We start from the raw sequence: 26995 nt of genomic DNA, 5'->3' as shown, positions 1-26995 counted from the left end.
CCGCGCCGTTCCACCGGCCGCGATCCATGTTCAACACGACTGTCTTCGTTCAGGGCCTGCCGCTGCTGTTGCATGCGGCGCTCGCCACCGTCGGCATTTCGCTGACGGGGCTCGTGATCGGCTTCTTCGTCGGCATCGGCGTCTGCACCGCGCGGCTGTCGCAGCATCGCGCCGCGCGTCTGGCGGGCGGCGCGTACGTGTTCTTCTTTCGCGGCGTGCCGATGCTCGTGCAGTTGCTGCTCGTGTACTACCTGCTGCCGTTCGCCGGCATCAACGTGTCGCCGATCGTCGCCGCGATCAGCGCGGTGTCGTTGTGCTCGGCCTCGTACATCGCCGAAATTCTGCGCGGCGGTTTTCTGAGCATTCCGCCCGGACATCTCGAAGCCGCGCGCATGCTGGGGCTTTCCTCGCTGGATACGCTGCGCCGCATCCTGGTGCCGCAGGCATTCCGCTTGACGCTGCCGTCACTCGTCAACGAAATGGTGCTGCTGATCAAGGCTTCTTCGCTGATCTCGGTGGTCGGCGTCGCCGAGTTGACGCGCACCGCGCAGAACATCGCCGCGAGCACTTACCGGCCGCTCGAAGCGTATGTCGCGGCCGGCCTCATCTACTTCGTGATCTGCGGTTCGCTCGCGCTGGTCGCGCATGCGGCCGAACACCGGTTGCAGCAGCACACCTGACCGATCCCACGCCTACCTTGACTGCGCCATGCAAACGTTCGACCCGACCGTCATCACGCACAACCTGCAGCCGATCGCCGCCGGCCTCGCGACGACGCTCGGCAGCTGGGCCGCGGGCGTCGCGATCGGTCTCGTGATCGGCTTTCTGATCGCGGTGCTGCAACTGTTCTGCGGACGCTGGCTGCGTGCCGCGCTGCGCGTCTATATCGAGCTGTTGCGCGGCACGCCGTTTCTGGTGCAACTGTTTCTGCTGTACTACGCCGGCCCGTCGATCGGCCTCACACTCGAACCGATGACGGCCGGCATCGTCGGTCTCGGCCTCTACGGCAGTGCGTATTTCGCCGAGGCGTTCCGCTCCGGCTTCCAGTCGGTGCCGAAAGGTCATCTGGAAGCGGCGTCCTGTCTCGGGCTCACGCGCTGGCAGGCGATCGTGCGCATCCAGGCGCCGCAGATGCTGGTGCTGATCGTGCCCGCGCTGACCAATCTGATCATCGTGCTGAGCAAGGAAACCGCCGTGCTGTCGATCGTCACGGTGCCCGAACTGACCTTCGTGCTGACCGGCATCGGCTCGGCCACCTTCGCTTTCGTCGAAACCCTGCTGGTGCTGTGCGTGTGCTACCTCGCGCTGGTCGAGCTGACCTCGCGCGCGGGCATGTGGGCCGAAGCCCGCCTCGCACGCTTCATGGCATGATTCCGGGACACCTATGAACGCCATCGCCGACATGCCTTCCTCCGCGCAATCTGCCGCGTCGTCCGCCAGCGCAACGGCGAACGCGCCGAATGCCGCGCCGCTGATCGAAGTGCGCGATCTGCGCAAACGCTTCGGTGATGTCGAGGTGCTGCGCGGCATCGATCTCGACATCGCGCGTTCCGAAGTGGTCTGCATCATCGGGCCGTCGGGCTCAGGCAAGAGCACGCTGCTGCGCTGCCTCGCCGCGCTCGAAACCTACGATCACGGCGACGTGCGCATCGAAGGCGAACTGCTCGGCTATACCGAACGCAACGGCAAACGCGTGCGTGCGTCGCAGGGCGACATCAACCGCGTGCGCCGCAACGTCGGCATGGTGTTCCAGCAGTTCAACCTGTGGCCGCACATGAGCGCGCTCGGCAACGTGATGGAGGCGCTGCTGCGCGTGCGGCGCCTGTCGCACGACGAAGCGCGCCGCCGAGCGAACGCGATGCTGGAGACGGTCGGCCTCGCGCATAAGGGCGACGCGTATCCAGCGAAACTGTCGGGCGGTCAGCAACAGCGCGTCGCGATTGCGCGCGCGCTCGCGATGGAGCCGCACATCATGCTGTTCGACGAACCGACTTCGGCGCTCGATCCAGAGCTGGTCGGCGAAGTGCTGCAAGTGATGAAGCAGCTCGCGCGCGACGGCATGACGATGGCCGTGGTCACGCACGAAATGGGCTTTGCCGCGCAGGTCGCCGACAAGGTCGTGTTCATCGATCAAGGTCGCATCGCCGTGCAGGGCAAACCGCGTGACGTGTTTCACGATGCCGCGCAGCCGCGTCTGCGGCAGTTTCTGCAAAACTATCTCGACCGCAATGCGTTCTGGACGCGCGGCCCCGACGACACCAGGCCGCTATGAGCGCCACCGTTCGCAACAAGCCTCACCGCAAATCCTCCGCTAACGCGGCCAGCGCCACGGCCAGAATCGCGCGCGGCAGCGACGAGGCGCCGGCCGCGCGCTACGAACAGGTCAAGCAGCATATCCACCAGATCATCGAATCGGGCGAACGCCAGGCGGGCGACCGTCTGCCTTCTGAACTCGACCTCGTCGCGACGCTCGGTGTCTCGCGCATGACGGTCAACCGCGCGCTGCGCGAGCTCGCAGACGCGGGGCTCGTCACGCGCGTATCGGGCGTCGGTACTTTCGTCGCGCCGAACAAGCCGCAGTCCACGCTATTGATGATCGCCCATATCGGCGACGAGATCCGCTCGCGCGGCCACGCGTATCGTTGCGATATGGTGCTGTTGCAGCGCGAGACCGCGTCAGTCACGGTGTCGAACGCATTGGGGCTGGCGCCGGGTGCTTCGGTGTTTCATGTGATCTGCGTGCATCGCGAGAACGGCCTGCCGGTGCAGCTCGAAGATCGCTATGTGAATCCGGCCGTCGCGCCGGATTTTCTGCAGCACGATTTTTCGGCGCTCAAGCCGTCCGAGTATCTGCTGACGGTCGTGCCGATGCACGATCTCGAACACGTGGTCGACGCGGCGCTGCCGACGCCCGCCGAAGCCGAGCTGCTCGAAATTCACGCCGAGGAACCGTGCCTGACGCTGACGCGCCGCACGTGGACGGGCAGCGTCGCCGTGACGTTCGCGCGCTTCGTGCATCCGGGTTCACGCTACAGGCTCGGTTGCCGCTTTTCGCCGAATACGTCGCAGCGCCAGGGGTAACGCGCGCTTCAGGCACCGTACTACACGGTCCCCGCCAGATGAAAACGCGACGCCGGATGCCATAGCCGCACCGACGTCGCGACGTTCTCGCCGACCCACGTACGCCGCCACAGCAGCAGACACGGCTCGCCGATATCCATCATCAGATGACGGCGCACATAGGCGTCCGGCTTCTGCGCATAGATGCGAAACTCGGCGCGCTGCACGGGCGCGAGCCGCACCATGTAGTGATTCGGGGTTTCGACCGAGAAGTCCTGGCGCAGATAATCAGGGAACACCTGCGGATTGACGAAGCGGTCCTCGTACTGGATCGGCTCGCCCTCCTCGCTGTGCACGATGCACGAATGAAACGCGGGGCCGCTCGCGAGACCGAGCGCTTGGAGCGCATCGGCATCGTCGCTCGGTTCGAGCGTCAGCACGCGCGCCGAATGACGATGACCGCGCGCGGCGATTTCATCGGCGATATTGCGGATCTCCAGCACCGTCGATTCATACCGCCGCGGCGCGACGAAGGTGCCCGAGCCTTGCACGCGCGTCAGCACACGCTCGGCCGTCAACTCGCGCAGCGCGCGCGACACCGTCATGCGCGCGACGCCGAACTCCTTGACCAGTTCCGTTTCGGAAGGAATCAGTCCGCCCGGCTTCCATGCGCCTTCACTGATGCGCTGAACCACGTAGCGTTTGATCTGCTCGTAGGCGGGCATTGCCTTGACCGGCGTGTCGCGGTCGTTATCGCGGATGGCGGACTCCTGGTTCCGCTCGGCCTGTGCGGCGGATGTTTTGTGCGCCTGCGTCGTTGTTTTCACTCCAGACCTCATCGGTGGTTCGCCGGTGGTACATGAGGTACACCGTGGCCGGTTCTCCGTCGGCCGGGCCCAATCTTACCCGGTTCGACAGCGGCGAGACCACTGGGACGCGCTACCAGATGAACGGCACGAAACGGTAACGCACACGAGCCATGTATTCGGTGTAGCCGTCGAGTTGCCCGGCGAGCAGCCGCTCCTCGCGCACCGCGCGCCAGCCCATGCCGTACGCCATTACGGGCAGCGCCGCGAGCCCCCACCACGAGCCGAGCTGCAGCGGGGTGCCGACGAAGAACACCAGCGCGGCCGCGTACATCGGATGACGGACGTACGCGTAGGGGCCAGTGTCGGCGACCTTGTGCCCGCGGCTCGCCTGGATCTTGACGACCGGCGCCGCATAGCTGTTCGCGCGAAACACGAAACGGCACATGAAGATGCACACGAACACGCACAGCGCGCCGAAGCCCATGAGCCACACCGGCAGCGGCGCGGACCAGCGAAAGCGCATCGCGTCGAAGCCCATCAGGATCAGCCAGCCGCACCACGCGGCCCCGACCGCGGCCATGAACACACGATCCCAGCGGCTCTGCTGCGCCTGCACGAGCGGCGCGAGCCGCTCCGCGAGCAGCGCGGGATCATGACGCGCGAGCCACAAGCCGAGCCACAGGCTCAATACCGCCAGTTCGAGCAGATACCACCACGCGGCCGGCCACGCGAGCGTGCCGGCCGCGCCGAACAGCAGCACGCCCATGAACGCCAGCCACGCCAGCGATTGCAGGATCAAACGCGTGAGCATTTGCGGCTGCCTCGTGCGGTCTGGTTACGCGCTGTCGTCGCGCGTGCGCACGCGCTCGAACACGTCGGCGATATCGATGTCCTCCAGATTCAAGCCGAAGCGTTCCCGCAGACAGTCGGCGAGTTCGGCGGCGCTCGCGAGGCGCCGTTCGTTGACGATCCGCCCTTGTGCGTCGCGCTCGTTGTACTGATCGTTCAATAGCGCGAGGCGCAGTTCGGGCAACACGCGGCACGCCAGCAGGTTCTGCACGAACTTCGAATCCGGCGACGTCGACGTGTACCAGTTCGAGATTTCATAATCGACCCACTCGACTGCGCGCAGATCGACGTGATAAACGCGGGTCCAGCTCTCGTCCGGCGCCAGCACCTCCAGATAGACGGTGTCGTGCCCGGCGTCGGCGAGACGGAACGTGCCGAGCGGAATCGGCTGCGCGAGGCCGGGGGTCAGCCGCAGCGGCGCGGTCAGCGTCACGGCGCCGAAGCCGACGTCGGCGATCCATTCGTCGCCGTCGATATCGACGCGCAACACCATATGCGTACGCGGCGCAATCGTGCCGGGCGCGCGGCCCCACACGACGCGCGCAAGCATCGGCGTGACCTTGAAGCCGAGTTGCATCAGCACGTTCGCGAACAGAATGTTCTGCTCGAAGCAGTAGCCACCGCGCTTGTCGGTCACGAGCTTGCGTTCGACGGCTTCGGGATCGATCCTGACCGGTCGGCGCATCAACGGGTTCAGGTTCTCGAACGGGATCGCGGCGGGATGGAGCCGGTGAATCGCCCGCAGCACGTCGAGCGTGGCGGCGCGCGGGCCCTGATAGCCGATCCGGGCGAAGTAGTTTTCCAGATTGACGGAGTGGGACATCGGCGGAATTCCGGTTGGGTTGCGGGTTCGACGCGATCATAGCGGTTTTGGGCTCCGCAGCGACCGCGCGTGGCGAAGCGCAAATGCGCCTACAGCCCTTTCAACGCCGATGTCGCGATCGACGGCACGGTAATGCCGTGGCTCGACGCGAACTGCACGGCCGAGCTCAGCGTCGACATCAGCGACTGCAACTGCCCAGGCGCCGATTGCGCGATATACGAAGCGCTTTGCGCGGTCTGCGGATTGAGGCCCGATTGCAGCAGCGACGACGGACTCATCTGCCCGAGGCTGCCGAGCCCCGACTGCAAGCTCGAATACTGGCTCACGCCCTTGCCGAGCGACGATAGCCCCTCGGTGAACGCTTCCTTGTTGACCGGCGTCGAAGACGCGCCGCCACTTGCATGACTGGCGAACGCATCGGTCAGCTTCTGCGACAGCGACTGCTGCGTGCTACCGGCCTGCGTCAACTGACTGACCGACGGCGCGCCGCCGCTCAAGAGTCCCGCCGCCTGCTGCGCCTGGCCGGCCGCACTCGTCATGCCCATCGCCGACGCGAGACTCGATTGACCGCTCAGCACCTGCTGGTTCGCGCCCACGTAGCTCTGCAACAGCTGCGACATGCCGCCCGACGACACGCCGCCACCCGCCGGGTTATCACCGCCGCCGCCGATGCCGAACTGTTTCAGATTCAACTGCGCGTGCGCCGCGCCGCCCAGCAACAGACCGCCGCTCACCAGCAACGAAACCAGAAGACTGCGCTTGCTCATTTCTACCTCCTTACTTTGACTTTCGGGGTGACTCGTGCGCTTCGACATCTCGCGCTTTCGCACGTTCGGCCTGACCACATCAAAACGTTTCGATTACGTTTTAATTAATACCTGCTTACGCCCGCATAAAGTTTAAGAGCAGTCCGTAAATCCGGGAATTACATGCCAGCGATATTGTTGCGAATCGTTCTCATTTGTGTTGACTCCCGTAACGCGCCTGCGTACGATCACGCCATCAGCCGCTTTGGCAGCCTCGGACAACACGCGATGTCGCGCCAGGCAGTCGCAAATTGATCGCAACGGTCGAAACAACACTAAAAGGATTTCGATGAAGTTCGCCCAACTCAATGGACCGCGCGCCAAAGCGCGTCCTTTTTGCGACTCTTCCGCAGCTACCGGCGCAACTCATCGTACGCGTTTGCCTTCGATGCGGCACGTTGCACTGTGCACGGCTTTCGCGTGGGCCTCGTTGAGCGCCCACTCGGCGCTGGCCGAAGCCAATCCCGACGCGAACCCGGAAGCCGCTGAAGCCGACCTGAACATTCAGGCGACGCAGACCAACCAGTGGACGGGCCTCTGGAACCGCCAGCAATTGCTCGGCGACATGGGCGGCCTGCGTCCGTGGCTCGGCAAGTACGGCATGACCTTCACGCTGACCGAAACCAGCGAAGTGCTGGCCAATCTGCGCGGCGGTCTCGAACGCGGCGCCGATTACGACGGGCTGACCACCGCCACCTTGCAGATGGATACGCAAAAGGCGTTCGGCCTGCCGGGCGGCCTCTTCAACGTCAGCGCGCTGCAGATTCACGGCGCGAACCTGAGCGCGAACAAGCTCGGCACGCTGAACACGGCGAGCGGCATCGAGGCCGCCGACGCGACCCGCCTGTGGGAACTCTGGTATCAGCAGTCGTTCCTGAACAAGCGCGTCGACGTGAAGATCGGTCAGCAGAGTCTCGACCAGGAATTCATCACGAGCACGTATGCGGCCTTGTTCCTCAACACGATGTTCGGCTGGCCCGCACTGCCCTCGTACGACATGCCGTCGGGCGGTCCCGCCTATCCGCTCGCGGGTCTCGGCGTGCGCGTGCGCGGCCAGATCACGCCTTCGTTGACCGCGCTTGCCGGTGTGTATTCGGGCGACCCGCTCGGCAACGACCCGAACAACATGAGCGGCACGAACTTCAACCTGCATAACGGCGCGTTGTGGATCGGCGAGTTGCAGTATTCGATCAACCAGCCGGCCGAAGGCGAAATGGTCGGCAAGGGCGGCGGCGGTTTGCCGGGCACCTACAAACTAGGCGTCTGGTACAACACCAACAAGTTCGCCGATCAGCGTTACGACAACATGGGGCTGTCGCTCGCGAATCCGGGCTCGACCGCCATTCCCGCCAATCACCGCGGCAACTACAGCTTCTACGCGGTCGCCGACCAGATGGTGTGGCGCCCCGACCCCGACGAACCGCGCAGCCTCGGCGTGTTCGCGCGCGTGATGGGCGCGCCGGGCGATCGCAACCTCGTGAGCGTCGCGGCCAACCTCGGCGTGGTGCTGAAGGCGCCGTTCAAAGGCCGCGACAACGACAGCGCCGGCCTCGCGCTGACCTACATCAAGATCGGCAGTCACGTGAACGGACTCGACAAGGACTTCCTGGCATTCAACGGCAGCCCGTACGGCGTGCGCACCAGCGAAACCGCGCTCGAAGCGACCTACCAGTACCAGGTCAATCCGTGGTGGCAGCTGCAGGCCGACGCCCAATACACGTTCAATGCCGGCGCGGGCCAGAACCCGACCGACCCGACGCAGCCGCTGCGCAATACCTTCGTCGTCGGCGTACGGACCATCATCAACTTCTGAGACTGCCCGCCGCGCGCTCTTAACCCAGCTAGCACACGCAACTCCACGTAACCGGACCAGCACTGTTCATGCTTTCTATCGTCGCCGCCACTCCCGCTTTGTGCACCCGCACGGAGGCCCAATCGTGAATCAACTTACGCGCAAGCTTGCGGCGCGCGCCGCGCGAGCCCTGCTCGCCGCGATGGCCGGCGCCGCCGCTCTCACGATGGCCGCCAGCGCGCAGGCCGAGCCGCAAGGCTTCCTTGAAACGATCAAGCGTCACACGACGCTGATCAACACCGTGCCGGATAACGGCGACCAGAATCCGTACGCGCTCGTGGTCGCGCCGGTCAGCGCGGGCACCGTGAAGCAAGGCGACGTGCTGGTCGGCAACTTCAACAACTCGACGAACCTGCAGGGCACCGGCAGCACGATCATCGACTATCACCCGGACACCAGACAGATGACGGTGTTCGCGACCGTGCCGCGCGATCTGAAGGAATGCCCGGGCGGCATCGGCCTGTCGACCGCGATGACGATGCTGAAGTCGGGTTGGGTGATCGTCGGCAGCACGCCGAGCAACGACGGCACGACCGGCACCAAGGGCGCTGGCTGCCTGATCGTGATCGACCCGCAAGGCAAGATTGCGTCGACGATCTCGACGCCGAACATCAACGATCCGTGGGGCAACATGGCGGTCGTCGACAACGGCACGAGCGCAACGCTGTTCGTCAGCAACGCGGGCTTCGGCGTCGGCGGCGCGCAAGGCAATCCGCCCGTGTTCAAGCAGGCCACCGTGCTGCGCCTCGACCTCGACGTGCCGGCAGGCAAGCCGCCCGTCGTGAAGCAGGAAACCGTGATCGGCAGCGGCTTCGGCGCGCAGGCCGACAAGGGCGTGTTCCTCGTCGGGCCGACCGGGCTCGCGCTGTCGGCCGATCAGAAGCTGCTGTACGTGTCCGACGCGATCGGCAACCGCATCACCGGGATCGACGATCCGCTGACGCGCGACAGCAGCGCGGGCGTCGGCCGCCAGCTGACCGCCGACGGCCTGCTGCATCGTCCGCTCGCGATGGTCACCGCGCCCAACGGCCACCTGCTCGTGACCAACGCGTTGAACGGCCAGGTCGTCGAAATCGATCCGGCGACCGGCAAGCAGTTGTACGCACGCTGGATCGACACCGACAAGGCGCAGTCGCCCCCCGGCAACGGCGACCTGTTCGGTATCGCGATGACGCCGCAAGGCGACGGCTTCTACTACGTCGAGGACGACGTGAATACGCTGGTGCTCGCGAAGTGAGCAGCACCCAGGCTTCAGGAACATGAAGTGACCATGACAAACGATCAACCCCCGCGGCCGTCCCGACGCGGCTTCCTGAAAGCGGGCGGCGCCGCGGTCGCCGCCGGCGCGGGTCTCGGCGCAACTCTCGGCGCCGGGCTCGCGAGCTCGCAGGCAGCGCTCGCGAAAGCGCCCGCGCATAGCGCGCAGAACACCGATCCGCAGCTCGCGGTCGAGCCGTTCTACGGCCCGCATCAAGGCGGCATCGTCACGCCGCAGCAGAGCCACACCTACGTCGCCGCGCTCGATCTGACCACCGACAAGCGCGACGAAGTAATCACACTGTTGCGCACGTGGACCGAAGCGGCCGCGCGCCTGACGCGAGGCGGCACGGCCTTCGCGCTGTCGACCGACGACGGCGGCGACGGCGGCGACAACCAGGCCGCCCCCGATTCCGGCGACGTGCTCGGCCTCGGCCCGAATGGTCTGACGATCACGTTCGGCTTCGGCCCCGGCCTGTTCGAGAAGGACGGTAAGGACCGCTACGGGCTCGCGTCGCGCCGCCCCGCCGCGCTCGTCGATCTGCCGCGCTTCAACGGCGATCAGCTGATCAAGGAGAAGACCGGCGGCGACCTGTTCATCCAGGCGTGCGCGAACGACGCGCAGGTCGCGTTTCACGCGGTGCGCCAACTGTCGCGCCGCGCCTACGGCGTCGCGGAGATGCGCTGGGGCCAGGCCGGTTTTCTGTCCGGTCCGCGCGGTCAGACGCCGCGCAACCTGATGGGCTTCAAGGACGGCACCAACAATCCGTCGACCGCGAAGCCGGAGCTGATGAACCAGTTCGTGTGGGCCCGCGCAACCGACGACGCGCCGTGGATGGAAGGCGGCACCTACACGGTCGTGCGCCGCATCCGCATCACGCTCGAGCACTGGGACAACACCGAGCTCGGCTTCCAGGAACAGGTGTTCGGACGCCACAAGTACAGCGGCGCGCCGATCGGCGGGAACCACGAATTCGACGCCGTGGACCTGAAGGCCGAGGACAAGGACGGCAATCCGTTGATTCCGGAGAACTCGCACGTGCGTCTGTCGAATCAGGCGAGCAACAACGGCGCGCAGATTCTGCGCCGCTCGTATTCGTACAACGAAGGCACGAACTTCTATATCGAGCGCTGGCCGCCGTGGCGCCAGGAAACCGAGTACGACGCGGGGCTGATTTTCATCGCGCATCAGAGCGACCCGCGCACCGGCTTCATCCCGATCAACGACCGGCTCGCGAAGTTCGACATGATGAACCAGTTCACGACCCACGTCGGCAGCGCGATCTTCGTCGTGCCGCCGGGGGCGAAGCCGGGTTCGTATGTCGGCGCCGGGCTGTTCGACACGTGATGCAGCAAATGAAGAACGCCGGGCGCGCAGCGCCTGGCTCACTCAACACAATCAAAACGGACTTCTGCAACATGGCTTATTCCTGGTTTGCCACCCGTCTGCACGCGCTCGGCAGCGTCGCCGCGCTGTCGCTCACCGCGCTCGCGACGATGCCGTCGTCGGCGGCCCATGCGGCGTCGATCACGCTGTACAACGCGCAGCACGAGCAGGTCGTCAATCTGCTCGCGAAGGACTTCGAAAAGCAGTCGGGCATCTCGGTGAAAGTCCGCAACGGCGAAGGCCCGGCGCTCGCCGCGCAGATCGTCGCGGAAGGCGCGGCGTCGCCCGCCGACGTGTACTTCACGGAGAACTCGCCGGAGCTGATGCTGCTCGAGGAAAAGGGTCTGCTCGCGAAGGTCGGTGAAACGACGCTCGGCGCTGTACCGGCGCGCTTCAATTCGCCGAGCGGCGCGTGGGTCGCGGTGACCGCGCGCGAGAGCGTGCTCGCGTACAACACGACGAAGCTGCAGGCGTCGCAGTTGCCCGCTTCGCTGTTCGACCTCGCGAAGCCGGAATGGAAAGGCAAGCTCGGCATCGCGCCAAGCGACGCCGATTTTCTGCCGCTCGTGAGCGCCGTGCTCGCGCTGAAGGGCGAACAGCAAACGCTCGTATGGCTGAAGGGCCTGAAGGCCAACTCGCAGATCTTCGACGATGACGAAGGCGTGATCGCCGCGGTCAATCGCGGCGCGGTCGCGACCGGTCTGATCAACAACTACTACTGGTCGCGTCTGCACGCGGAAATCGGCGACGCGAAAACCCGCAGCGCGATCTATCACTTCGGCCACGGCGACGCCGGCGCGCTCGTCAACGTATCGGGCGCGGCCGTGCTGAAGTCCGCGCACAACGCGGACGGCGCGCAGAAGTTTCTCGCCTATCTGGTTGGTGAACGCGCACAGCAGTTGATGGCGAACAGCCACGTGATGTTCGAGTATCCGTTGCACGCGGGCGTCGCACCGGACCCGATCCTCAAACCGTTCGCCGAACTGACTCCGCCCACGCTGACGATCCAGCAGCTCGGCGACGATAGCCAGGCCGGCAAGCTGCTGCGTCAGGCAGGCCTACTGTAAATGAGCGAAGCACTGTCAGCCGGTCCGCCGGCTGTCCCTCCTGCCCCGGCTCGCGCACGCACGCGCGCGCCGCGCGGCCTGTTTGCGGCGGCGGCACTCAGCGCTTTGCTGGTGCTGCTGCCGATTGCGTTGACGTTCTGGCGCGCGGTGAACTTCGGTATCGGCGACGCGCTGGATCTGATCTGGCGGCCGCTCGTCGGCGAGCTGCTCGTCAACACGGTGTTGATTACCGTCACGACCACGCTGGTCTGTGCGGTGCTGGGCACGGCCGCCGCGTGGTTCGTCGAACGCACGCATCTGCCGGGACGCCGCGCGTGGGCCGTATTGTGCGCCGCGCCGCTCGCGATGCCCGCCTTCATTTCGAGCTATGCGTGGGTGTCGTTGAGCGAGGACTTGCAGGACTTCAACGGCGCGCTGCTCGTCTTGACCTGTGCGTATTTTCCGCTGGTCTATCTGCCAGTCGCCGCCGCATTGCGCGGCATGGACCCGGCACTCGAAGAAAGCGCGCGCGCGCTCGGCTGCAACCGCTGGACCGGCTTCGTGCGCGTCGTGCTGCCGCAACTGCGGCCGGCATTGCTCGGCGGCATGCTGCTCGTCGCGCTCGGCGTGCTATCGGAGTTCGGCGCGTTCACGCTGCTGCGCTTTCGCACGTTCACCACGCAGATCTACGCGGAATTCCGCACCAGTTTCGACGGCGGCGGCGCATCGCTGCTTGCGTGTCTGCTGATCGTGATCTGCCTCGCCGTGCTCGCGTTCGAGTTTCGCGTGCGCGGCGCGGCGCGCTACGAGCGCGTCGATCGCGGCACGCGCCGCGCGGTACTGCGCTACCAGCTCGGCGCGTGGCGCTGGCTCGTCGTCGCGGTTTTTGCGCTGCTGACGCTCGCGACGCTCGGCGTGCCGCTCGGCATGATCGGCTTCTGGCTCACGCAGCCGGGCGCGGCCGCGGTGACGCCCGCCGATGTGTCGCCCGAACTGCTGTGGAACGCGACGGTGTCGTCGCTCGGTTTCGGCCTCGCCGCCGCCGCGCTGACCACGTTGCTCGTGATTCCGCTCGCGTTTCTGCTGGTGCGTTATCCGACGCGTTTCGCGACGCTGTTCGAGCGTACCGTGTTTCTCGCGCAGGGCGTGCCGGGGCTCGTGATCGCGCTCGCGATCGTGTCGCTCGCGGTGCACGCGCTGCAGCCGCTCTATCAAAGCGCGACGCTGCTGGTCGTCGCCTACGCGATCCTGTTCATGCCGGTCGCGCTCGTCAGCGTGCGCGCCGCGTTCATGCAGGCGCAGCCGCGCCTCGAGGAAACCGCGCGCGCGCTCGGCCTGAACGGGACGCAGACGCTCATGCGCGTGGTCCTGCCGCTCGCGGGCCCCGGGCTCGGCGCGGCCGCAGCGATGGTGTTCATCTCGGTCGTCACCGAGCTGAATGCGACGCTGCTGCTGTCGCCGCTCGACACGCAAACGCTCGCGACCCAGGTGTGGGCCGACACGTCGACGATGGCGTTCGCCGCCGCCGCGCCATATGCGGCACTGCTGACCGGCATCTCGCTGTTCGCGTCGGGGCTGCTGTTCGTGCTGCTCGGGCGCTCGGCGCTGCTCGGCGAGCGCGGCTAACACGCGCCGGCTTTTTTCATCGCTGGTTTATTCGACCTTCTTCGGATTTTCATGAGCGAACTTCGTATCCGCGGACTGCGGAAATCGTTCGACGGTCACCCGGTGCTGCATGGCATCGACCTTTCTGTCGAGCGCGGCACGCTGCTCGCGCTGCTGGGGCCCTCGGGCAGCGGCAAGACGACGCTGCTGCGCCTGTTGTGCGGCTTCGAGCGCGCGGACGGCGGCAGTGTCGAGATCGACGGCCGGCGGGTCGTCGGCGACGATCTGCACGTGCCGTCCGAACAACGCCGCATCGGCTATGTGCCGCAGGAAGGCGCGCTGTTTCCGCATCTGTCGGTCGCGGACAACATCGTGTTCGGCCTGCCGCGCGCGCAGCGCCGCGCTCGGCATCGCGTGGCCGAGCTGCTGGAGCTGGTCGGCCTGCCCGCGCATTTCGGCGAGCGCGCGCCGCAGCAGTTGTCGGGCGGTCAACAACAGCGTGTCGCGCTCGCCCGCGCGCTCGCGCCTGCGCCGACGCTGGTCATGCTCGACGAGCCGTTCTCGTCGCTCGACGCCGCGTTGCGCGTCGAGACACGCCAGGCGGTCGCGAGTGCGCTTGCCGCAGCCGGCGCGACGGCCGTGCTGGTCACGCACGATCAGTCCGAGGCGTTGTCGCTCGGGCATGAAGTCGCGGTGCTATGGGACGGCCGGCTGATCCAGACCGCGACACCCGAAGCGCTGTACCGCCGGCCGGTGACGCGCGAGCTTGCGTCGTTCGTCGGCGAGGCGGTGTTGTTGCCGGGCGTCGCGCAACAGGATCGCGCGAGCTGCGAGCTCGGCGAACTCGCGCTGGCCGCACCGGTCGGCAATGGCGCGGTCGACGTGATGCTGCGTCCCGAGCAGATTCGTGTGCTGCGCGCCGATGAAACCGCGCGCACAGGCGTCGCGCACGACGCGCTCGTCACTGATGTGATCTTCCAGGGGCAGGACGCGAGCGTCGCGCTGCAATTGCAGTCCGCGACGCGGACGATGGTGCGCGCGCGCGTGCCCGGTTATCTGTGCCCGCGGCCCGGCGAGCGCGTGCGGCTCGCGGTCGAAGGAGAAGTCACCGCCTATTCGCGTGCATAAAAGGCTGAGGCAGCCATTCGCAGCTACCGCAACGACAGATCCTGCATCATCTGCTGCGCCAGATAATCGCAGGTGGGCCGATCCGATTTCGCGCTGCGCGCGACCACGATTTCGAGCGGCGCGATTTTCGGCAGACCTTGCGCGTCGCCGAGAATCGCGAGTCGCGGCGGCACGCTGCAACGCGTCAGCGCAATCACCGACAATCCCGCATCCACGGTCGCGACCAGTCCCATCAGGCTCGCGCTGCTGAACGCCGCGCGATAACGGATGCGCGCGCCATCCAACGCGGCCAGCGTGTGCTGGCGCGCAACGCAGCCCGGCTCGTACAAGCCCACCGGCAACGGCGACGCCTTCAGCACCGGCGTGTCGACCGACGCGCCCACCCACACCATCGGTTCGCTGCGCACGAATTCGCCGCGCAACCTGCGGTCGCGCGTGACGAATGCGAGGTCGATCTTGTTGTCGGCGAGCATCGGCGCGAGCGCCGTGCTCTGCGCGCAGACGATCTCGATCTCGACGCGCGGATACAGGGTCGCGAAACGCCGCAACACCGGCGACAGCAACGACGACACGTAGTCGTCCGGCGCGCCGAGCACCACGCGCCCGGTCACCTCGGGCCGCACGATCGCCGACCACGCCTCCTCCTGCAACGCGAGCGCCCGTCGCGCGTATTCGAGCAGCGTATTGCCGGGCCGCGTCAGCGCCAGGTTGCGCGTGTTGCGTGCGAACAGCGTCGTGCCGAGCATCGTTTCGAGGCGCTTGATCTGCATGCTGACCGCCGCCTGCGAGCGATGCACGCTCGCCGCCGCCTTCGTGAAGCTGCCCGCCTCCGCGACCGCGACGAAGCTGCGCAGCAGATCGACGTCGAATTCAGGATTCACGACTTATCAAGGTGGCTTATGGAATTGCTCAATTTAATTCGTTTGTGATCAGTCTGCAAGCGGCGCAATACTCGCATGCATCGTCTTACGGAGTCGTTTCGCATGTCCCTCACCTCACGTCAGCAAGGCGCGATCACGCTGGCGAGCGGCGGATTGCTGATGGGCACGATCGGCGTTTTCGTCGAAGAGGCACGGCTCGATGCACTGACGCTCGTGTTCTTCCGCTGCCTGTTCGGCTTTGTGTCGCTCGCCGCGTATTGCGCGTGGAAGGGCTTGTTCATGCGCGCGCATTTCACGCGCCGCACGGTCGTGCTCGCGCTGATCTCCGGCGTTCTGATGGTCACGCAATGGGTCGGCTTTTTCGATGCGATTCATCGCACCAGCATCGCGGTCGCGACCGTCGTGTTTCATGTCCAGCCGTTCTGGGTCGTGCTGATCGGCGCGGCGCTGTTCAACGAGCGGCTCGGCGCGGACCGGCTCGGCTGGATCGCGACGGCGTTCGCCGGGCTCGTGCTCGCGTCGGGCGTGATCGCGGCCGGCAATCTGCAAGGCCACAGCAGCTATCTGATCGGCTTGAGCGAAGCGCTGCTCGGCTCGCTGATGTATGCGAGCGTCACGCTGATCGCGAAGAGCCTCGGCGAATTGCGCCCGCATCTGCTGACGCTCACGCAATGCGCCGTCGGCGTGATCTGCCTGCCGCTGATCGCGCCGCTGGTCGCGCCTTTGACGCTCACGCATATTGGTCCGATGCAGTGGTTCTGGCTGATCGGCATGGGCGTGCTGCACACGGGATTGTCGTACGTGCTGATTTACGGCGCGCTGCCCAAGCTCAGCACGCCCGTGATCGCGGTGCTGCTGTTCGTTTATCCGCTGACCGCCATCGTCGTGGATGCGCTCGTGTATGGCCGTGCGCTGTCGCTGTCGCAACTCGCGGGCATGGCGCTGATCGTCGCCGCGAGCCTCGGCGTCAACCTCGGCTGGCCGTTGCTCACGCTGCTGAATCCGGGCGGGCGGGCGCGCAGTCACGCGAAGTAAAGCGCGCCGCCCTCACCGGCTTTTAATGCGCTCTGTCACTGCGGCAAAGTCTCGCCGCGCGTCTCCGGCGCGAACGGAATCACGAACAGGCCGAGGACGAACACGAGCGCGGTCAACGCGACCGGCACGCCCAGCGTCTGCATATGCAGCACCGCCGCGCCGAGCAGAAAGTTGACGCCCGCGCCGACGAATCGCCCAAACGACGTGCAGAACGCAAACGCGGTCGCGCGTACGCGGGTTTCGAACTGCTCGGGCAGCCACAGGCTGAACAACGCGAAGTTGCCGCCGAAAAAGCCGAGCACGAACAGCCACGCGATGAACGGCGCGAGCCCGTTCGGCAGATAGAACGCCCAGCCGAAGCTCGCCGCGATCGACACCGCCATCCCCACGAAGTACACCGCGAGCGTCATCTTGCGGCCGATGCGCTCTGCCAGTGGAGGCAGCGCGAGACAACCGAGGATCGTGCCGATCGACAGCAGGCCGGTTGCGAGCGACGCGGTGCGAATCGAATCGCCCTTCGACATGCCGGCGCGCGTGGCGAGCTGGATCACCGCGGACGGTTCATAGACAGCGCCCGCCCACAGTCCGATGATCGCGATCGTCAGCAGAATGCACGCGACCCACGTGCGACGCCGGTAGGCCGGTCCGAGGATCTCGCGCAGCGGCTTCGCGCGCACCGTCTTTGCGTCGGCCTTCTGCCACTTCTCCGGCTCCTTCACGCGCAGCAGAATCAGAATCGCGACGACGACCGGCACAGCGCCGGTCAGGAACATCGCGCGCCAGCCGAAATGCACGCCGACCGTGTAATTGAGCGCAGCCGCGAGAAAGAAGCCCGCGTAGTAGCCGGTCTGCAGATAACCGGCGCCCATCTTACGACGATCCTCGGGCCACGCCTCGGCGACGTAAGTACCCGCCAGCGCCCATTCGCCACCGATGCCGACGCCCGCGATGAAGCGATAAATACCGAGCTGCCACACATTGGTCGAGGTCGCGGCGAGCCCGGTGAATATCGCGAAGGTGAAGATCGTGGCCGCCAGCACCTTGGTGCGGCCGAAGCGATCGGCGAGCGGTCCCCAGATGAACGACAGCCCCCAACCGACCAGAAACAGCGCGAACAGGATCGAGCCCGCGAGGCCGACGTTCGACGGCGTCGCCGCGAAGCCCGACCGCGGCAACAGCTCGGTCAGCGCGGGCGTGAGCACCAGCGCGTAGATAAACGAGTCCATGCCGTCGAGCGTCCAGCCGGCCCACGCGCCCCAGAACCCTGCGATCTGCGAACGATTGAGCGGCGTGCGCTGACGCGCGACCGCTCGTCGGTCGGTTACTGTATTCATCATGCTCCTCCGGCCTACGATAGTTGAACGTAACGAAAAAAAGGACGGGCGCGCTTGGGGTGGCTTGCCGAAGTTGCTTGATCGGCGATGTCCTCGTACAACTCAATCAGAGGACGGCGGGGGCACATTGCCGGGGGAATCTGGTTCAAGTCTTCCGGGTTTGCCCCCGCTGAAATGCGCGTCTTTTCATATATAATATTTGATACTATGACCGATGCAACCGAAGGTTTTCCCCTGGACGCCGCGATATCCGGTTCGTTTCTTCCGGCCGCCGCGCCGCGCGAAAGTACTTCGCACATGATTGCGGAGGCGCTGCGCGCGGCGATCGTCGACGGCACGCTCGCGCCTGGCGCCCCGTTGCGCCAGGATGCGATCGCCCGGCATTTCTCTGTCAGTGCGATCCCCGTGCGCGAGGCGCTGCGCCAGCTCGAAAGCGAGGGCTGGGCGCGCGCGGCGGTCCATAAAGGCGCGACCGTCGCGCCGCTGTCCGCCAACGAAGCGCGCGAGATCTACGAGATCCGCTCGGCGCTCGAAAGTCTCGCGCTCGGCCTTGCGATTCCGCATCACACCGCCGCGACGCTGCGCGAAGCCGCGGACTTGTGCCGCGCCGCCGAGCGCGAAGAGGACCCATCGCGCTACGTCGCGCGCAATGCCGCGTTTCATATGTGTCTCTATGCGCCCGCCGGCCGGCCGCAGCTCGAGGACATGATCGGGTTGCTGCACCGGCGCGGCGAACGCTATCTGCGCCTGAAGTTCGGCTTGCCGTCGTACAAGGGCGAGTCCGACAGCGAGCACGCGGCGCTGCTCGAAGCGGTCGAGCGCCGCGATATCGCGGCAGCGCAGTCGCTGGTCGTCGCGCATCTGCTCGGCACCGGCGAGCTGCTGCACCGTTTTCTGACCGAGCGCGCGCGCGAAGAAGCCGCGCTTGCGCATCAACCGAAGCCGCGCGGCCGACGCCCGCGCGTCACCACCGGGAGCTGACCCAGCCGATGACCGAGCCGATGAACCATCCCGCCGAAGCCGCCGCCTCGCTGTCCACCGCCCGCTCGTGGACGACCCGTCGCGACGAAAAGAAGCGCCGCCTCGCGGCCATCGCGCCGTGGCTCGAAAACGGCGTGCTACCCGCACACCGCATCGTCGATGCCCTCCAAACCTTGATTCAGCCCGGCGAGCGCGTCGCGCTCGAAGGCGACAACCAGAAACAGGCCGACTTCCTGTCGCGCTCGCTCGCCAACGTTGATCCTCACAAGCTGCACGACGTGCATCTACTGATTTCGAGCATTAGCCGTCCTGAGCATCTGACGCTGTTCGAGCGCGGCATCGCGCACAAGGTCGATTTCTCGTTCGCGGGGCCGCAGAGTCTGCGCGTCGCGCAACTGCTCGAAGACGGCCAACTCGAAATCGGCGCGATCTATACGTATGTCGAACTGTATGCGCGGATGTTCGTCGACCTGACGCCGCACGTTGCCCTGCTGTGCGCGGATAAGGCCGACCGGCACGGCAATCTGTACACCGGCCCGAATACCGAGGACACGCCGACGATCGCCGAGGCCGCCGCGTTCCGTCACGGCATCGTGATCGTGCAGGTCAACGAGATCGTCGACGAACTGCCGCGCGTCGACATTCCGGGTTCGTGGGTCGACGTGGTCGTGCAGGCGGACCGGCCGTTCGCGGTCGAGCCGCTGTTCACGCGCGATCCGCGCCATATCGGCGACTTGCAGGTGCTGACCGCGATGATGGTGATTCGCGGCATCTACGCGCCGTATGGCGTCACGTCACTGAATCACGGCATTGGCTTCGATACCGCGGCGATCGAACTGCTGCTGCCCACCTACGGCGAATCGCTCGGCCTCAAAGGCAAAATTTGCCGCAACTGGACTCTCAATCCGCATCCGACGATGATCCCCGCGATCGAATCGGGCTGGGTCGACAGCATCCATTGTTTCGGCAGCGAGGTCGGCATGGAGGCGTATATCGAGGCGCGCCCCGATGTGTTCTTCACCGGCAACGACGGCAGCCTGCGCTCGAACCGCGTGCTGTGTCAGTTGGCCGGGCAATACGGCGTCGATCTGTTCATCGGCTCGACGCTGCAGATCGACGCGGACGCGAATTCGTCGACGGTCACGCGCGGACGCCTCGCGGGTTTTGGCGGCGCGCCGAACATGGGCCACGATCCGCGCGGCCGGCGTCATTCGAGCGAGGCGTGGCTGAAGCTGTTGAAGGGCGACGGTGCGGTGTCGCGCGGTCAGAAGCTCGTCGTGCAACTCGCGGAAACGTACAAGAAAGGCGGCGAGCCGACCTTCGTCGATGAACTCGACGCGGTCGCCGTCGGCGCACAAAGCGGCATGCCGATCGCGCCGGTGATGATCTACGGCGACGACGTGAGCCATGTGGTCACCGAAGAGGGCATCGCGCATCTGCACAAGGCCGAGGGCATCGACGAGCGGCGCGCGGCGGTCGCGGCGGTGGCCGGTGTCACGCCGATCGGCCTGCGCGCGAAGCCCGGGAAAACCTCGGAATTGCGGCGGCGCGGCATCGTCGCGTACCCGGAAGATCTCGGCATCCGGCGCGGCGACGCGAAGCGTTCGCTGCTCGCGGCGCGCAGCATCGACGATCTGGTCACGTGGTCGGGCGGACTGTACGCGCCGCCCGCGCGCTTCCGGAGCTGGTGACGATGGCGTCCGCTGCTGCTCTTCCTGAACGGTTGGACGCGCCGCATGCTTCGGTCCTGCGCGATGCATGTGGCAGGTCGCCGGCCGCGCCGTTTTCCGACGCGCAACTCGCGCGCGAAGCGACCACCGCGCTGATCGACGAGGCAGAGCTCACGCCGAAGCCCGCGCTCGTCGACCGGCGCGGCAGCGGCGCGCATCGCGACCTCGATCTCGCGATCATGCGGCGCTCCGCGCACGCGCTCGAACCGACGTTCGCGGCACTCGCGCGCACGGCGCGCCGCCGCGGCGAACCCTCGGCGCTGCTGCGCGCCGAACTCGCGCAGATCGGCCGCGCGGGCGAACAGGACATGATGCATGCGACCGGCGGTAGCAATGCGCATCGCGGCGCGATCTGGATCATCGGCTTGCTCGTTGCAGGCGTGGCGCTCGAAACATCGTCGAGTTCGTCCATGCGTGCGCACAGACCTGGCGATCCCAACCACCTCGATGCTCCGCGCGTCTGCACGTTGGCCGCGCAGATCGCCTGCTTCCCGGACCGCTTCGCCGCTGCGTCCGATAGCCACGGCGAGCGGGCGCGTCAACGCTATCAGGTCGGCGGCGCGCGGCGCGAAGCGCAGGACGGCTTTCCGCACGCGCTCGACGTCGGTCTGCCCGCGTTGCATGGCGCACGCGCACGCGGCCTCGACGAAAACACCGCGCGCATCGATGCGCTGCTCGCGATCATGAGCACGCTCGACGATACCTGCCTGCTGCATCGCGCGGGACTCGCCGGCTTGCAGGCGGGGCAGCGCGGCGCGCGGCGCGTGCTCGACGCCGGCGGCAGTTCGACACCCGCGGGCCGCGTCGCGCTCGACGCGCTCGAACGCGAACTGCTGTCGCTGAACGCATCGCCTGGCGGCGCGGCCGATCTGCTTGCCGCCACCCTCTTTCTCGACATGCCGGCGCATCGCGACGCCAGCCGGAGCTGAGCCTGATGGAACATCTGACCTTCGACTATCCGGCGCAACGCGCCGTCACGACCCGCGCGCACGTCGGCGTGGTCGGCTCGGGCGACCTGGAAGTGTTGCTCTCGCCCGCCGCTGCCGATGCAAGCGGCCCAGCGCTCGCCGCGCATGTGGTCGTGCGCACCAGCGTCGACGGCTATAGCCACATCTGGAAGAGCGTGCTCGACCGTTTCTTCACGCGCTATGACGGCGCCGCGCACATCGAGATCAACGACTTCGGCGCGACGCCGGGCGTGGTCGCGTTGCGGCTCGCCGAAGCGGTCGAAGCGGCCGAGGAAGGAGACAGCGTATGAGCACGAGCGCCAGCGTTCACAGCGCGCCGCTGCTGCGCGAGAGCCTCATCGAACTGCCCGCGCGCGAGCGCGCCCGCCGGCTGCTCGATGCGGGCAGCTTCCGCGAACTGCTCGGACCGTTCGATCGCATCGAGTCGCCGTGGCTGCCCTTGCAGGGCATCGTCTGCCAGGCCGACGACGGCTGCGTGATCGCGCGCGGCACGATCGACGGCGAACCGGCCGTGGTCGCTGCGATCGAATCGGCATTCCAGGGCGGCAGCATCGGCGAAGTGTCGGGCAGCAAGATCGCCGCGGCGCTCGAGATGGCGCTGCGCGACTGCGAGCGTGGCAAGCTGGTGCGCCCCGTCGTGCTGTTCGAGACCGGCGGTGTGCGCCTGCAGGAAGCGAATCTGGGGCTCGCCGTCATCGCCGAGATTCAGGCGGCGATCGTCGCGCTGCGACGGCACGTGCCGGTGGTCGGCGTGATCGCGGGCATGGTCGGCTGCTTTGGCGGCATGTCGCTCGCGGCCGCGTTGTGCTCGTATCTGATCGTGACGAAGCAGGGGCGGCTCGGCATGAACGGACCCGAAGTGATCGAGCAGGAAGCTGGCATCGAAGAGCTCGATGCGAGCGATCGTCGCCGGGTGTGGCAATTGATCGGCGGCGAGCAGCGCGTCGCGAGCGCGCTCGCCGACATGCTCGTCGACGACGATGCCGACGCGGTGCGTGCCGCCGTGCATGCCGCGTTCGCGCAGGGCGTGCCGGCCATGCATCGCAGCGAGCAGGTCGACACGTTCCTGCAGCGGCTCGCGCGCATCGATCCGGCGAACGTCACGCCGCAAACGCTACGCGATGTGTACAACCCGCAGCGCCGCGATGCATCGAACCAGGAGCAGACATGAACGACACGGCACTCACGCGCGGCGCGCGCTGGTTCAACGCACTGGCAGGCGAACCGTCGAGCGCGGCGCCCGTCTGGAGCGGCGATGCGCCGCTCGGCGGCGACACCGCGCGCTTCATTACGGTCGTGCCCGATGCCGCGAACCGCTTTCCACGCGCGACCACCAACGTGGTCGGGCTCGAACAAGGCTGGCAACTCGCGCGTGCGGTGCGCGAAGCGATCGATGCGGATAACAGCGCTAGCAGGCGCCGCCCGATCGTCGCGATCGTCGACGTGAAGAGCCAGGCGTATGGCTATCGCGAGGAAATGCTCGGCATTCACCTCGCGTGCGCGGCCGCCGTCGACGCATACGCGAGCGCACGCGAGGCCGGCCATCCGGTGATCGCGCTAATCGTCGGTCCGGCGATGTCGGGGGCGTTCCTCGCGCACGGCTATCAGGCGAATCGCATCGTCGCGCTCGACGCGCCCGGCACGATGGTCCACGCGATGGGCAAGGAAGCGGCCGCGCGCGTCACGCGCCGTACGGTCGAAGCGCTCGACGAACTCGGCGAGATGATCGTGCCGATGTCGTATTCGATGGCGTCATTTGCGAAGCTGGGGCTGCTCGACCAGCTGATCGAAGGCATCGACGCGGATGCGCCCGACGCGGCGCAGATCGAGCGCGTGCGCGCGGTGCTGGTCGAGCAGATTCGCAGCGCGCGCGACGGGGATCGTACGCTCGCGCATCGGCTGGAATCGGCGGCGGCGCGGCAGAATCGCGCGGCGTCGATCGAGGTGCGACGGCGTCTTGCCGAACAGTGGGATGCCGTGTGATGCGCGCGTGTGCGGTTGCGCCCTTCCCCACTGCGCACGCCACGTCGTGCGACGCGCGGTGGCGGCCGCATGATCTGCTGCGCTTGCGGCGGCTTGATTCGCTCGATGCCGAACCGGCGTGGGTTCGCGACGCGTTCGAACGCGCGCCGTATGCGGTCGTCCGACGCGCGCTCGCCGCTGATGGTTTCGTCGCGATCGGCGTACGCGGTGCGCAGCGAGCGCAACGCTACGGCACGTGGGTTCATGCGGACGATATCGTCAGTGCCGTGGCGCCGGAATCCCTCGCGCAGACGCCAGCCGATGCCGGACGTGACGCTTTGCCCTCTTTCGTTGCACTGCTTTCGTTGCAACGTTATTCGGGCGGTCCGCTTGGTGGATTCGCTTGGGGACCGATTGGCAGCACCGGCTTTGAACTGGCGACGCACGTGCCGACTGTCAACGAAACGAGCGACCTCGATCTGTTGATCCGCGTGCCGCAACCGCTGGCGCTGAATGTCGCGAGCGCTTTGCTGGAGCAGCTGCAAACGCTCGCGGCGCGTATCGGCATTCGCATCGATGTGCAGCTCGAGACGCCCGCGGGTGGCGTGGCGCTCGCGGAATGGGCCGCGGGCAAGGCGCGCGTGCTTGCCCGCGATGCGAGCGGCCCCCGCTTGATCGCCGATCCGTGGGCTGCTGTTGTTCACGATGGCACCGCCTGATGCTCGCGCTTCTGTTCCCCGGCCAGGGTGCGCAGAGCGAAGGCTTTCTGCATCGACTGCCGCAGCATCGCGCGGTGCAGCACACGCTCGCTGAAGCCTCCGACACGCTCGGCATCAACGTGCTGACGCTCGACTCATCCGACGCTTTCGATTCGACGGTCGCGGTGCAACTGGGCTTGACCATCGCGGGCGTCGCGATCCTGCGCGCGCTGGCCGATGAAGGATTGGTGGCGCAAATCAGCGCGGGGCTGTCGATCGGCACGTATGCGGCAGCGGTCAGTTGCGGCGCGGTGGCGTTTCGTGACGCGTTGAAGATGGTGCGGCGACGCGCCGAGCTGATGGAAACCGCTTATCCGGCGGGCTACGGTCTCGCGGCCGTCTCCGGCTTGAGCGAGCAGCAGGCGCAAACGCTGGTTGCACAGCAGGCCGCAGAGCAACGGCAACGCGTGTATATCGGCAACGTCAATGCACCGCGCCAGATCGTGATGGCCGGCGCGGACGATGCGCTCGACGCGTTCATCGAACGCGCGCTCGCGGCCGGCGCGCGCAAGGCCACGCGGCTCGCGGTCAGCGTGCCCTCGCATTGCGAATTGCTCGCGCATGCGAGCGACGAACTGCTGGCGTACTCGCGCGCGTTGCATTTTGAAAGACCGCGCGGTGTTTATATCGGCAATCGCGGTGGACGCCCGTTATATACGGCCGATGCGATTCGCGAAGATCTTGCGACCAATATGCGTTACACCGTGCGCTGGTTCGATGCGCTCACCGTGATCCAGGAAATGGGCGCGCGGGTGTTGGTCGAGGCGCCGCCGGGGCAGGTGTCGGCAGATATCGTGAGGGAGAATTTTTCGGAGGTCAGTGCGCTGGCTGCCAGTACGTTGCCGTTTGACAGGTTGGTGGGGACGGTGCGCAGGCGGTTGGAGCGTGGCTGACGGGGTGTGCTTTGCGATGTACTAATGCGGCTGGGCCAGGGGCGTCTGGGAGCTTCGGCCAGACGCCGCTCGCAAGCCGGCGTCGGCGAATGGTCGCTCTCACCGATGTGGAATGAGTCTTCCCGACCCGTTTCCGCCGGTCAAAATCGTCGAGAGCGGACATTGGGGACGGCGCTATGTAGAAGCGTTCGCGCGAGACCGACTACCGCAGTTCGAGTCGTTGTAGGCGGGCTTCGTTCGTCCGCAGAATATACGACCGCGTCTTGCCTTCGCACGAGCCGGTGGTCGACGTCAAAAATGTAGGCAACGTCAATGCCAATGAACCGTCCCGCCGAATGGCGGAAGCGCGAACACTACGAACGTCCACAGCGCATTCGTCGCCAATTTCAGTAAGCGCTGACAGTGCATAGTACGGCAACAAGGATTTTGGGCCGGGGCCGTCTGGCGGCCCGAAGACCGCCATGAATTGGTGAACGTTGTTCCCGCCACCGAACCCTTCGATGATGAAGGCTGCAATCGCGATCTTGCCGAAATTCGATACGTCAATGAACTGCACCTGCCTGTCGTGTGGCGCCTCCTCCGCATACTCGTCCTTCAGCACGGCGATGAGGCGATTGACTTGCGAGTTGATCTGACGCGTGTCACCTTTGTGGACGCCTGAGTCGGCCGCGTGTCCCGCGAGCGCCTGTAACATGAAAAAAATGGCAGTTACAGTTACGACGACAAGACGGGCGTATTTTGAAACCACTGACGCCGCAGGCAATCTCGGTTTTCTAGTTTTTGCAAACATGTAGTCCCCTCCTCAGGTCGCATGCATTGTCGACGATACAGCCCGTCGCGTCGAATGTCCCTTTCTGGCCGATGACTGCCTCATGCAATGGGCACACATCGCTCGAACTTCGCAAGGCCGCGATCGGCGACACGCGACCGTTGTTGACGATGGACGAACACGCGTGGATGTCTCCAATTGAATGGCAACCTGCCGTACGTTGATTGCGGCGCAAATCCGGCTTCGCCGACCTGCCGCCGAGGATTCGCCCCGGAAGTGATTCATCGGGCAGCCTTTATGCAATTGAGCAAGCGGACTTGCTCTACATGCACAGCGGACGCCACTCCGTCGCAATCATAGTAACCACAAGAGAGGCCTGCACTATTGTCGTTGCGGATGATCAAGAAAGAAGCGCAGCATTTCGGCACTCGCATCCGGACCGGTAGCGTCCGTATAACTGCCTCGTGCATTGCCGCCTGCCCAAGCGTGCCCTGCGCCATGAATGGTCCACAACTCGGCGTCGATACCGTCGTCGGAAACCAGCCGCGAGACGGTACAGGCGCGTCGGCCCGCGTCGACCCGACGCCGTTCGCTGCCGGCGTCCGGCCGTGCGTCGAACCTCTGCACGAGCCGCGTGGCATTCGCTACGTGCACGGTGGCATCCGCGTCACCATGAAAGACGATCATGGGCCGTCTCGGTGACAAGTCTGTATCGCCTTGCACGCGCCGTGCGTTTCGGGGGTGCTTGCCGCCTTTCATCGCCGCGAGCGCGGAGGGTAAATTGTGCGCGCACCGTGCCGGAAGACCCGAATGCACGCCGACCGCGGCATACAAGCCGTCAACACAACGCCCATATCGGCGAATCAAAGGAGGTTCTCTACCGCTGGCACCCGTGGTACGGGCACACGGTATGGATTTTCACCACGATAGAGAGGAAGAACGCCGAGTCAGTGCTGCGCTGTGGGCGAGAGCCGTTCGACACGGCGGGCTTGCTGGAGGTGCCGCAATGGATGTTCGATCCCGTTGCCTGCTGTCGCATTACCTCGGCAACGTCTCCCGCCG

At 66.1% G+C, this 26995-nt stretch carries 27 protein-coding genes and 1 pseudogene; 19 read left to right on the top strand and 9 right to left on the bottom strand.

All coding sequences use genetic code 11. The features are described from left to right. Window positions 1-26 precede the first annotated feature (26 nt). From F6X42_RS25530 to hutC (F6X42_RS25515), 4 genes are read left to right on the top strand one after another with little or no spacing between them, the layout of a single operon-like run. Entirely contained in the window at window positions 27-680 is a 654-nt protein-coding gene (locus F6X42_RS25530; RefSeq protein WP_187636848.1) for an amino acid ABC transporter permease, read from the top strand. Between the two features lie 28 nt (window positions 681-708). After that, window positions 709-1371, top strand: coding sequence for an amino acid ABC transporter permease (locus tag F6X42_RS25525; protein WP_187636847.1), 663 nt, complete (start codon window positions 709-711; stop codon window positions 1369-1371). Window positions 1372-1384: 13 nt separating this feature from the next. After that, a complete protein-coding gene (locus tag F6X42_RS25520) occupies window positions 1385-2272 on the top strand; it encodes an amino acid ABC transporter ATP-binding protein (RefSeq protein WP_281394038.1) in 888 nt (295 codons plus the stop codon). Beyond that, window positions 2269-3081 carry a histidine utilization transcriptional repressor HutC gene (gene hutC / locus F6X42_RS25515; RefSeq protein ID WP_187636846.1) on the top strand — a complete coding sequence of 271 codons (813 nt, stop codon included), beginning with the start codon at window positions 2269-2271 and terminating at the stop codon, window positions 3079-3081. The genes F6X42_RS25520 and hutC (F6X42_RS25515) overlap by 4 nt, the downstream gene beginning before the upstream one ends. A 20-nt stretch (window positions 3082-3101) precedes the next feature. Here the strand turns inward: hutC (F6X42_RS25515) and hutC (F6X42_RS25510) are convergent, their stop codons facing one another. The 4 genes from hutC (F6X42_RS25510) to F6X42_RS25495 all read right to left on the bottom strand — a co-directional run bounded on the left by hutC (F6X42_RS25510) (window position 3102) and on the right by F6X42_RS25495 (window position 6308). After that, window positions 3102-3887, bottom strand: a complete 786-nt coding sequence (gene hutC / locus F6X42_RS25510) for a histidine utilization transcriptional repressor HutC (protein WP_187636845.1) — start codon at window positions 3885-3887, stop codon at window positions 3102-3104. Window positions 3888-3999: 112 nt separating this feature from the next. Beyond that, window positions 4000-4680 (bottom strand): methyltransferase family protein, encoded by a 681-nt coding sequence (locus tag F6X42_RS25505; protein WP_187636844.1) that lies wholly within the window; start codon window positions 4678-4680, stop codon window positions 4000-4002. Window positions 4681-4704: 24 nt separating this feature from the next. After that, window positions 4705-5541 carry an arylamine N-acetyltransferase family protein gene (locus F6X42_RS25500; protein WP_187636843.1) on the bottom strand — a complete coding sequence of 279 codons (837 nt, stop codon included), beginning with the start codon at window positions 5539-5541 and terminating at the stop codon, window positions 4705-4707. 89 nt (window positions 5542-5630) lie between these two features. Then, window positions 5631-6308 (bottom strand): hypothetical protein, encoded by a 678-nt coding sequence (locus F6X42_RS25495; protein WP_187636842.1) that lies wholly within the window; start codon window positions 6306-6308, stop codon window positions 5631-5633. Between the two features lie 328 nt (window positions 6309-6636). Here F6X42_RS25495 and F6X42_RS25490 point away from each other — a divergent pair, with 328 nt between their 5' ends. The 6 genes from F6X42_RS25490 to F6X42_RS25465 all read left to right on the top strand — a co-directional run bounded on the left by F6X42_RS25490 (window position 6637) and on the right by F6X42_RS25465 (window position 14622). Next, window positions 6637-8160 (top strand): carbohydrate porin, encoded by a 1524-nt coding sequence (locus tag F6X42_RS25490; RefSeq protein ID WP_187636841.1) that lies wholly within the window; start codon window positions 6637-6639, stop codon window positions 8158-8160. Window positions 8161-8341: 181 nt separating this feature from the next. Further along, on the top strand, window positions 8342-9436 hold the full coding sequence (locus F6X42_RS25485) for an NHL repeat-containing protein (RefSeq protein ID WP_222945721.1): 1095 nt from the start codon (window positions 8342-8344) through the stop codon (window positions 9434-9436). 33 nt (window positions 9437-9469) lie between these two features. Continuing rightward, the gene (gene efeB / locus F6X42_RS25480) at window positions 9470-10804 is read left to right on the top strand and encodes an iron uptake transporter deferrochelatase/peroxidase subunit (RefSeq protein WP_187636839.1); all 1335 of its coding nucleotides are present in this window, start codon (window positions 9470-9472) and stop codon (window positions 10802-10804) included. Window positions 10805-10875: 71 nt separating this feature from the next. Then, entirely contained in the window at window positions 10876-11910 is a 1035-nt protein-coding gene (locus tag F6X42_RS25475) for an iron ABC transporter substrate-binding protein (protein ID WP_187636838.1), read from the top strand. Continuing rightward, complete coding sequence (locus F6X42_RS25470) at window positions 11911-13515, top strand: ABC transporter permease (protein WP_187636837.1); 1605 nt, start codon at window positions 11911-11913, stop codon at window positions 13513-13515. Between the two features lie 51 nt (window positions 13516-13566). Further along, complete coding sequence (locus tag F6X42_RS25465; RefSeq protein ID WP_187636836.1) at window positions 13567-14622, top strand: ABC transporter ATP-binding protein; 1056 nt, start codon at window positions 13567-13569, stop codon at window positions 14620-14622. Window positions 14623-14645: 23 nt separating this feature from the next. Here F6X42_RS25465 and F6X42_RS25460 read toward each other — a convergent pair whose 3' ends face one another. Next, the gene (locus tag F6X42_RS25460; RefSeq protein WP_187636835.1) at window positions 14646-15503 is read right to left on the bottom strand and encodes a LysR family transcriptional regulator; all 858 of its coding nucleotides are present in this window, start codon (window positions 15501-15503) and stop codon (window positions 14646-14648) included. 102 nt (window positions 15504-15605) lie between these two features. Between F6X42_RS25460 and F6X42_RS25455 the strand changes: the two genes are divergently transcribed. After that, the gene (locus tag F6X42_RS25455; RefSeq protein ID WP_187636834.1) at window positions 15606-16538 is read left to right on the top strand and encodes a DMT family transporter; all 933 of its coding nucleotides are present in this window, start codon (window positions 15606-15608) and stop codon (window positions 16536-16538) included. A gap of 35 nt (window positions 16539-16573) precedes the next feature. On the opposite strand, the gene F6X42_RS25450 is transcribed toward F6X42_RS25455, so the two are convergent. Continuing rightward, window positions 16574-17872: an MFS transporter gene (locus tag F6X42_RS25450; protein ID WP_187636833.1), complete on the bottom strand. Its 1299-nt coding sequence runs from the start codon at window positions 17870-17872 to the stop codon at window positions 16574-16576. A 207-nt stretch (window positions 17873-18079) separates the two neighbouring features. Here F6X42_RS25450 and F6X42_RS25445 point away from each other — a divergent pair, with 207 nt between their 5' ends. From F6X42_RS25445 to mdcH, 8 genes are read left to right on the top strand one after another with little or no spacing between them, the layout of a single operon-like run. Next, window positions 18080-18853: a GntR family transcriptional regulator gene (locus F6X42_RS25445; protein ID WP_187636832.1), complete on the top strand. Its 774-nt coding sequence runs from the start codon at window positions 18080-18082 to the stop codon at window positions 18851-18853. Between the two features lie 20 nt (window positions 18854-18873). Next, a complete protein-coding gene (mdcA, locus tag F6X42_RS25440) occupies window positions 18874-20544 on the top strand; it encodes a malonate decarboxylase subunit alpha (protein WP_187636901.1) in 1671 nt (556 codons plus the stop codon). A gap of 2 nt (window positions 20545-20546) precedes the next feature. Beyond that, on the top strand, window positions 20547-21512 hold the full coding sequence (locus F6X42_RS25435) for a triphosphoribosyl-dephospho-CoA synthase (RefSeq protein WP_187636831.1): 966 nt from the start codon (window positions 20547-20549) through the stop codon (window positions 21510-21512). 5 nt (window positions 21513-21517) lie between these two features. Beyond that, window positions 21518-21841, top strand: coding sequence for a malonate decarboxylase subunit delta (locus F6X42_RS25430; protein WP_187636830.1), 324 nt, complete (start codon window positions 21518-21520; stop codon window positions 21839-21841). Next, the gene (locus F6X42_RS25425; RefSeq protein ID WP_187636829.1) at window positions 21838-22722 is read left to right on the top strand and encodes a biotin-independent malonate decarboxylase subunit beta; all 885 of its coding nucleotides are present in this window, start codon (window positions 21838-21840) and stop codon (window positions 22720-22722) included. Before F6X42_RS25430 ends, F6X42_RS25425 begins: the two co-directional genes overlap by 4 nt. Continuing rightward, complete coding sequence (mdcE, locus tag F6X42_RS25420) at window positions 22719-23534, top strand: biotin-independent malonate decarboxylase subunit gamma (RefSeq protein WP_187636828.1); 816 nt, start codon at window positions 22719-22721, stop codon at window positions 23532-23534. Before F6X42_RS25425 ends, mdcE begins: the two co-directional genes overlap by 4 nt. Beyond that, a complete protein-coding gene (locus tag F6X42_RS25415; RefSeq protein ID WP_187636827.1) occupies window positions 23534-24232 on the top strand; it encodes a malonate decarboxylase holo-ACP synthase in 699 nt (232 codons plus the stop codon). The genes mdcE and F6X42_RS25415 overlap by 1 nt, the downstream gene beginning before the upstream one ends. Further along, the gene (gene mdcH / locus F6X42_RS25410) at window positions 24232-25164 is read left to right on the top strand and encodes a malonate decarboxylase subunit epsilon (RefSeq protein WP_187636826.1); all 933 of its coding nucleotides are present in this window, start codon (window positions 24232-24234) and stop codon (window positions 25162-25164) included. The genes F6X42_RS25415 and mdcH overlap by 1 nt, the downstream gene beginning before the upstream one ends. A gap of 202 nt (window positions 25165-25366) precedes the next feature. Here mdcH and F6X42_RS25405 read toward each other — a convergent pair whose 3' ends face one another. From F6X42_RS25405 to F6X42_RS43465, 3 genes and pseudogenes are all read right to left on the bottom strand, one after another. Continuing rightward, window positions 25367-25954 carry a hypothetical protein gene (locus F6X42_RS25405; protein ID WP_187636825.1) on the bottom strand — a complete coding sequence of 196 codons (588 nt, stop codon included), beginning with the start codon at window positions 25952-25954 and terminating at the stop codon, window positions 25367-25369. 360 nt (window positions 25955-26314) lie between these two features. Next, window positions 26315-26767, bottom strand: a pseudogene (locus F6X42_RS25400) (CE1 family esterase); the annotation flags it as partial. Between the two features lie 43 nt (window positions 26768-26810). Beyond that, window positions 26811-26995 (bottom strand): hypothetical protein (locus F6X42_RS43465; RefSeq protein ID WP_222945718.1); only part of this gene is annotated, 185 nt, incomplete at its 5' end.

It is taken from the genome of Paraburkholderia podalyriae, assembly GCF_014397785.1.
GTDB lineage: Bacteria > Pseudomonadota > Gammaproteobacteria > Burkholderiales > Burkholderiaceae > Paraburkholderia > Paraburkholderia podalyriae.
This window is presented reverse-complemented; position numbering and strand designations above follow the sequence as displayed.

Bases quoted from the DNA above. Each gene is read 5' to 3' on its own strand.
- F6X42_RS25525 (WP_187636847.1), top strand. From the start codon at position 709: ATGCAAACGTTCGACCCGACCGTCATCACGCACAACCTGCAGCCGATC.
- efeB (WP_187636839.1), top strand. From the start codon at position 9,470: ATGACAAACGATCAACCCCCGCGGCCGTCCCGACGCGGCTTCCTGAAA.
- F6X42_RS25425 (WP_187636829.1), top strand. From the start codon at position 21,838: ATGAGCACGAGCGCCAGCGTTCACAGCGCGCCGCTGCTGCGCGAGAGC.
- F6X42_RS25520 (WP_281394038.1), top strand. From the start codon at position 1,385: ATGAACGCCATCGCCGACATGCCTTCCTCCGCGCAATCTGCCGCGTCG.
- F6X42_RS25505 (WP_187636844.1), bottom strand. From the start codon at position 4,680: ATGCTCACGCGTTTGATCCTGCAATCGCTGGCGTGGCTGGCGTTCATG.
- mdcH (WP_187636826.1), top strand. From the start codon at position 24,232: ATGCTCGCGCTTCTGTTCCCCGGCCAGGGTGCGCAGAGCGAAGGCTTT.
- mdcA (WP_187636901.1), top strand. From the start codon at position 18,874: ATGAACCATCCCGCCGAAGCCGCCGCCTCGCTGTCCACCGCCCGCTCG.
- mdcE (WP_187636828.1), top strand. From the start codon at position 22,719: ATGAACGACACGGCACTCACGCGCGGCGCGCGCTGGTTCAACGCACTG.
- hutC (WP_187636846.1), top strand. From the start codon at position 2,269: ATGAGCGCCACCGTTCGCAACAAGCCTCACCGCAAATCCTCCGCTAAC.
- F6X42_RS25500 (WP_187636843.1), bottom strand. From the start codon at position 5,541: ATGTCCCACTCCGTCAATCTGGAAAACTACTTCGCCCGGATCGGCTAT.
- F6X42_RS25495 (WP_187636842.1), bottom strand. From the start codon at position 6,308: ATGAGCAAGCGCAGTCTTCTGGTTTCGTTGCTGGTGAGCGGCGGTCTG.
- F6X42_RS25405 (WP_187636825.1), bottom strand. From the start codon at position 25,954: ATGTTTGCAAAAACTAGAAAACCGAGATTGCCTGCGGCGTCAGTGGTT.
- F6X42_RS25530 (WP_187636848.1), top strand. From the start codon at position 27: ATGTTCAACACGACTGTCTTCGTTCAGGGCCTGCCGCTGCTGTTGCAT.
- F6X42_RS25450 (WP_187636833.1), bottom strand. From the start codon at position 17,872: ATGAATACAGTAACCGACCGACGAGCGGTCGCGCGTCAGCGCACGCCG.
- F6X42_RS25445 (WP_187636832.1), top strand. From the start codon at position 18,080: ATGACCGATGCAACCGAAGGTTTTCCCCTGGACGCCGCGATATCCGGT.
- F6X42_RS25465 (WP_187636836.1), top strand. From the start codon at position 13,567: ATGAGCGAACTTCGTATCCGCGGACTGCGGAAATCGTTCGACGGTCAC.
- F6X42_RS25475 (WP_187636838.1), top strand. From the start codon at position 10,876: ATGGCTTATTCCTGGTTTGCCACCCGTCTGCACGCGCTCGGCAGCGTC.
- F6X42_RS25470 (WP_187636837.1), top strand. From the start codon at position 11,911: ATGAGCGAAGCACTGTCAGCCGGTCCGCCGGCTGTCCCTCCTGCCCCG.
- F6X42_RS25430 (WP_187636830.1), top strand. From the start codon at position 21,518: ATGGAACATCTGACCTTCGACTATCCGGCGCAACGCGCCGTCACGACC.
- F6X42_RS25490 (WP_187636841.1), top strand. From the start codon at position 6,637: ATGAAGTTCGCCCAACTCAATGGACCGCGCGCCAAAGCGCGTCCTTTT.
- F6X42_RS25415 (WP_187636827.1), top strand. From the start codon at position 23,534: ATGCGCGCGTGTGCGGTTGCGCCCTTCCCCACTGCGCACGCCACGTCG.
- F6X42_RS25435 (WP_187636831.1), top strand. From the start codon at position 20,547: ATGGCGTCCGCTGCTGCTCTTCCTGAACGGTTGGACGCGCCGCATGCT.
- F6X42_RS25485 (WP_222945721.1), top strand. From the start codon at position 8,342: ATGGCCGGCGCCGCCGCTCTCACGATGGCCGCCAGCGCGCAGGCCGAG.
- F6X42_RS25455 (WP_187636834.1), top strand. From the start codon at position 15,606: ATGTCCCTCACCTCACGTCAGCAAGGCGCGATCACGCTGGCGAGCGGC.